The organism is Acidobacteriota bacterium (assembly GCA_012517875.1).
GTDB lineage: Bacteria > Acidobacteriota > JAAYUB01 > JAAYUB01 > JAAYUB01 > JAAYUB01.
The window spans coordinates 1-5,115 of sequence record JAAYUB010000083.1 but is presented as its reverse complement, the minus strand read 5'-3'; the positions used below and the strand labels follow the sequence as shown (position 1 = coordinate 5,115).

Annotated in this window: 6 protein-coding genes; all 6 read left to right on the top strand. The window is 69.1% G+C overall.

What is annotated here, in order from left to right; genetic code table 11:
- The first annotated feature begins 85 nt into the window (after nt 1-85).
- Genes GX414_08710 through GX414_08685 form a run of 6 tightly spaced genes read left to right on the top strand, consistent with a single transcriptional unit; the run spans nt 86 to nt 5,008 of the window.
- Nucleotides 86-727 carry a hypothetical protein gene (locus tag GX414_08710; protein ID NLI47174.1) on the top strand — a complete coding sequence of 214 codons (642 nt, stop codon included), beginning with the start codon at nt 86-88 and terminating at the stop codon, nt 725-727.
- Nucleotide 728: 1 nt separating this feature from the next.
- Nucleotides 729-1,496, top strand: a complete 768-nt coding sequence (locus GX414_08705; protein ID NLI47173.1) for a TrbG/VirB9 family P-type conjugative transfer protein — start codon at nt 729-731, stop codon at nt 1,494-1,496.
- Complete coding sequence (locus GX414_08700; GenBank protein NLI47172.1) at nt 1,496-2,923, top strand: TrbI/VirB10 family protein; 1,428 nt, start codon at nt 1,496-1,498, stop codon at nt 2,921-2,923. Before GX414_08705 ends, GX414_08700 begins: the two co-directional genes overlap by 1 nt.
- The gene (locus GX414_08695; GenBank protein ID NLI47171.1) at nt 2,913-3,542 is read left to right on the top strand and encodes a hypothetical protein; all 630 of its coding nucleotides are present in this window, start codon (nt 2,913-2,915) and stop codon (nt 3,540-3,542) included. Before GX414_08700 ends, GX414_08695 begins: the two co-directional genes overlap by 11 nt.
- Entirely contained in the window at nt 3,530-3,895 is a 366-nt protein-coding gene (locus GX414_08690; GenBank protein NLI47170.1) for a hypothetical protein, read from the top strand. The genes GX414_08695 and GX414_08690 overlap by 13 nt, the downstream gene beginning before the upstream one ends.
- Before the next feature lie 12 nt (nt 3,896-3,907).
- Nucleotides 3,908-5,008 carry a CpaF family protein gene (locus GX414_08685; protein NLI47169.1) on the top strand — a complete coding sequence of 367 codons (1,101 nt, stop codon included), beginning with the start codon at nt 3,908-3,910 and terminating at the stop codon, nt 5,006-5,008.
- Nucleotides 5,009-5,115: the final 107 nt, after the last annotated feature.

Genomic DNA, 5,115 nt, shown 5'->3' with positions numbered 1-5,115 from the left:
GGCGGCCACGGCGGCGGCGGGAACAGCCAGCGCGGCCGCGGGCGCGGCCAGTGCCGCGGCCCAGTCGGCGGCGCGGGGGTAGATCATGGTCAAGGGCAACGTGGATGACTACATCCGTTCGACCGGCCACCTGGCCTTTGTGAACCTCTTTCTCAAGTACGCCCTGTTCGTGCTGGGGCTGGTCTGCGCGGGCCTGGTGGTGGCGCTGGTTCTGATCTCCCGCCACGCCGGCGAAGTCCGGGCCATCCCGATCGTGATCAACGAGGCCACCGGCGAGAGCCGGCCCATCGACTGGCGGGTGGTGGACGCCGCCGGCGAGGACCGCAAGCCGGCGGAAGTGCATTATTTTGTCCGGCAACTGCTGCGCAACATCTACACCTACACCCGCTACACCGCCTCGTCCAACCTGGCGGAGGCCTTCCGCTGCTGCGTCCCGGACGCGACCCTGCAGATCAAGGACGCCGTCAACATTGAGGCGCGGCAACGGCACTTGCAGGCGGGGGATCAGGGCGTGGTCGAGCTCCAGGCGGTCAACATCCTGCAAACCAGTCCCAATATTCTGGTGCAGTGTTATTTCAGCAGCAAAGCCATTTCGCCGCAGGGTCTGACGGACAGCCAGCGGCGGGTGGCCTCGCTGCGGCTCAAGACGGTGCCGCGGACGGCGGACACGCCCAGCGGCCTGCTGCTGGTGGAGTATTCGCAGAGCAATTTCGTGCGGGAGGAGTGATATGAACCGAATCGTGGTGGGGGCGGTTCTCGGGCTGGCGCTCGGCGTCTGCGCCCTCGGCGTGACGCTGCGGACGCTGGTGGCCAACTTCGACGGGGAGAACGAAGACACGGTCTATCCGGTGGTGTCGCCGGTGGGGATTGGCACCACCTTCAAGCTGCCCGAGGGGGCACGGATTCAGGACTTCGTGGTGTCGGATTCCAAGCTGTTCTTCGGCCAGTCCAACGGCACCATCGCCGTCATCAAGGCCCTGGCCGAGAACAAGGAGACCACCGCCGTGGTGCACACGGACAGCGGCGCGACCTACGTGTTTCTGGTGTCGCCCGCGCCGGCGCCGGTCGCCGACACGCTGGTGGTGATCGAGGCGCACGACAAGAACCTGTTCCGGCAAACCGTCGCCGGAGAGGTCCGCCGGCAGACGGAGAATCTGGAGCGGAGCCACCAGGTGGAACTGGACAAGCAACTGGAGGCCCAGCGGCTGCACCTGCTGGCCAAGGTGCAGAGCAACTACCGGATCCAGGGCGACGCCTTCCCGGTGGAGCGGGTGGCCGATGACGGCGTGTTTACGTACATTTTCATGCCGCGGGCCCAGGTCAAGCCGGCGGTGTACCTGCTGGGCCGGGGGGCCAAAAAGGACCAGCTCGAGCCGCTGGCCTACACCGATCAGGGCGGGTATTACCGGGTCAGCCACGTGCTCGGCCATGCCGCCGACCGGCTCGTGCTGAAGCTGGACAAACAGACCGTGGACATCACCCGCGAGGGGCGATGATGGCTGCAGCAACCGGAGACCGGACCGGGCCGGCAGAGGAACGGGACGCCGGCCGGGTGTCCCGTGAGGACACGCACGTTTTCGAGTCGCGGGACGAGCTTCCGGGCGGCGGGAAGCCACCGCGCCGGCCCCGGGCCTTTCTGGTGGCCGGCGGCGTCGGCATGGTGCTGCTGATCCTCCTGGGCGTGGTCATCCTGGCCGCCCTGGGCAATTCCGGCCGGCCGGAGACAACGGCCCCGAGCGCCGACGCCCAGGCCCAGCAGAAGATCCTGGCGGAAATCGAGCGGAAAAGCCGGATGAACCTGAAGGACCGGACGCTGCACCAGACGGACGTCCTGGCCGATCCGGCGGCGCAGACCCGGGAGATGACGCCGGAAGCCATCGCCCAGCAGGCGGCCGAAGCCCAACATACGAGGGCCGAGGGCAACCTGATGATTCGCGGCATCCTGCAGCAGGCGGCGGCGCAGCAGGACGCGGCCCTGACGGCGGCGCCGGCCCGGCCGGCGGAGGCGGCCGACAGCCGCCTGCTGTACCGCGGCGCGGAGTCCCGGAGTGCCGACACCCGGGCCGCCGCCGAACAACGGGACAAGGACTACGCCCGGGAACGGCAGACCATGTTCTGCTACTCGCGGACGATGAAGCAGGCCGATCTGTATGACGAACCGCCGGCCCGGTCGGGCCCGGCGGAGATGCGCCCGGACAGGGCCGAGCCGGAGGCGGCGGATTCCGCCGCCCGCCTCGGCGCGCACAACGAACGGGCAGGGGACGGCGGCCCGCCCCGCCTCGCGGGCGCCCGGGTCTCCCAGGTCGCCTATGGCGACCGGCCGGCGGTGCGGTTGTATGAGGGCGACTTCATCGACACGGTGCTGCAAAACCGCATCGTGGCCGACACGGAACCCTCGCCGGTGGTGTGCTACGTCGCCAAGGACCACTTCGATCCGGCCGGGAAATGGGTCGTGTTCCCGACCGGCACCCGGCTGATCGGGCTCAGCCAGGCGGTCGATTACATGGGGGCCGCGCGGCTGTTTGTCAAATTCAACCGCATGGTGCTGCCCAACGGCAGCCTGGTCTATTTCCCGGAGTCGAAAAAGGCCGCCCGGGCGCTGGATCAAACCGGCGCCCACGGCGTCGTGTCCAAGGTGAACCGCCACTGGATGCTGCAGTTCGGCACGGCGCTGTTCGTGGGCGCCATCGAGGGACTCGGGGCGGCCGCCCAGCAGCACACCGACCCCTACTCCGGCCGGGCCTACGTCATCGAGGACACCACCGACAACTTCGAGAAGATCCTCAACACCATCATGCAGCGCTACACCAACATCGTCCCCACCATCACCGTGGACGCCGGCAAGAAGGTCAAGGTGTACCTGGCCGACGATGTGGAAATCAGCGCCTACAGCCGGATCGACGAGCGGAGCTATGCGCGTTAAGACCCGCCTGATTCTGTTCGGGTGCATCGGCCTGCTGGCCGCCGCGGCGGCGGGGCAGGGCGCTCCGTCGCCGCCCGCCGGCGCGGAATCGGCGGCGGACCTGGAGTTCATGCGCCGGATGGCGGAGTTCCGGCCGTTTCTGGAGGATTCTCCGGATGTGCGGGACGACCCGCAAACGATCGGCAAATTTTTCACCCCGGAGATCTACGCCAGGCTGCGCGGCAACCCGTTCTTCGGCTACCGCCACGACGAGGGCTACACGCCCCCGGCAGGCACGACCGTCCGCCTGCGGGTGGTCCGCTGCGTGCCGGAGCTGACGCACTACGAGGCGGCGCTGCGCTACGCGCTGGTCGCCGGCGCGGTGGACGCCGGCCTGCGGCCGGTGGGCCGGTCCGACCTGGAAACGGGGGTGTGTCTCCTGGGGGTGGACCGCACCGCCCGCCCGGGCCTGGCCGGCGTGCTGCTCGAGGCCTACATGCTCAACGTCCGGACGAACAAGGCCCGGTATATCCGGTACGCCTTCGGCCGTCCGACGCTGGACGAGACCCTGCTGCAGGCGGCCGCATTCCTGATGCGGCTGACGCAGCAACAGGAGAGGAGGGACCCATGGAAACCGTGACCCTGACCGGACGGCTGTATGGCCAGGAAGTGGATGTGGAGGTGCCGGTGTACGGCCGCTGCCCCCTGTGCGGCGGCTGGGTGTATGCCAGCAGCCCGAAGGCATACGGCTGCACGAATTTTCCCAAGAACAAGTGCCCGCTGACCATCTGGAAGGAATACGGCGGGCTCCTGCTGCCCGAGGAGGCGGTGGAGGACCTGCTGGCCAGGGGGGAGACGGACCGGCTGGACGGCTTCGTCACCCGGGACGGGTCCCGCCGGTACTCCGCCCGTCTGAGACTGGAGGCCGGCCGGGTGGCCTTCGTCCGGGGCGAATCCGCGCCCGGACAAGCGGCCGCGCCGGAGGACGAGTAACCGGGCGTCGCCATGGAGCTGACCGCCGAAATCATCCAGGACACGCTGGGACCGCTCAAGCCGCTCCTGGCCGATCCGGAGATGACCGACATCCTGGTCTTCAGCGCCCGGAAAATCTACGTCCGCCGCCGCCGCTCGGAATTCGCCCGGTTCGCCGGCGGCTGGCGCTCCGACGAGGACCTAGCCATCTGCCTGGAGGCCATCTCCCGCTTCATCAAGCGCAAGCTGGACCGGGACAACCCGATTCTGGACGCCCGGCTGCCCGACGGCTCCCGGGTCAACGTGATCATGGAGCCGTGCTACGCGGCCGGCGGGGCATTGGTGGCCCTGCGGATCCACGGCCAGGACCCGCTGGGGGTGGACGAACTGATGCGGCTGGGTGCGTTCGATCCGGCCGGGCTGGCCGTGCTGAAAAGCATCGTGGCCGCCGGCCGGAACATTCTGATCTCCGGCGGCGTGGGCAGCGGCAAGACCACCCTGCTCAACGCCCTGTGCAGCTTCATCCCGGACGGCGACCTGATCGTGACCGGGGAGGACGCGCGGGAGATCCGGATCGGCCACGAGCTCTGGGCCGCCCTGGAATCCAAGAAGAAGATCTACGCCGACGACACGGAATACACCCTGCGCGACCTGGTGCGCAACGCCCTGCGGATGAACCCGCGCTGGCTGATCGTGGGCGAGGTGCGGGGCCCGGAGGCGCACGACCTCTGCCGGGCGATGAACACCGGCCAGGCGGCCATCGGCACCATCCACGCCAACAGCGCCTTCGACGCGCTGCTGGCGCTGGAGACGCTGTACCTGCAGTCGGGCCTGGAATCGTCGGCGCGGGCGGTGCGGGAGACGATCGCCCGGGCGGTGCATGTGGTGATCCAGGTGGAGATGTTGCCCGACCACAGCCGGAAAATTGTCGAAATCGCCGAAGTGCACGGCCTGGACCGGACCGCGCCGGACGGCCCCTATACAATCGCCGGGCTGTACCGCTTCCGGCCCGACGGCATGGAAAACCGCCGCGTCCGCGGGCGGTTCGAAGTGGCGGGCCCGCCGCGGTACGTGGAGCGGCTGAGGACGTTCCAGCCGGATGCGATCCCGGCATTCTGGAGAGACGGCCCGTGAGCCCCGCCGGCAAACCCAGTTGGGACCAGTTTCGCCGCTCCCTGCGGGCGGAGTGGGCGCGCGTCCGGCGGGCGCTGCGGCCGGCGGCGCTGGCCGGCGACATCCGG

Excerpts from the sequence above, each read along its gene's own strand:
- GX414_08710 (NLI47174.1), top strand. The coding sequence starts at position 86 with ATGGTCAAGGGCAACGTGGATGACTACATCCGTTCGACCGGCCACCTG.
- GX414_08705 (NLI47173.1), top strand. The coding sequence starts at position 729 with ATGAACCGAATCGTGGTGGGGGCGGTTCTCGGGCTGGCGCTCGGCGTC.
- GX414_08700 (NLI47172.1), top strand. The coding sequence starts at position 1,496 with ATGGCTGCAGCAACCGGAGACCGGACCGGGCCGGCAGAGGAACGGGAC.
- GX414_08695 (NLI47171.1), top strand. The coding sequence starts at position 2,913 with ATGCGCGTTAAGACCCGCCTGATTCTGTTCGGGTGCATCGGCCTGCTG.
- GX414_08690 (NLI47170.1), top strand. The coding sequence starts at position 3,530 with ATGGAAACCGTGACCCTGACCGGACGGCTGTATGGCCAGGAAGTGGAT.
- GX414_08685 (NLI47169.1), top strand. The coding sequence starts at position 3,908 with ATGGAGCTGACCGCCGAAATCATCCAGGACACGCTGGGACCGCTCAAG.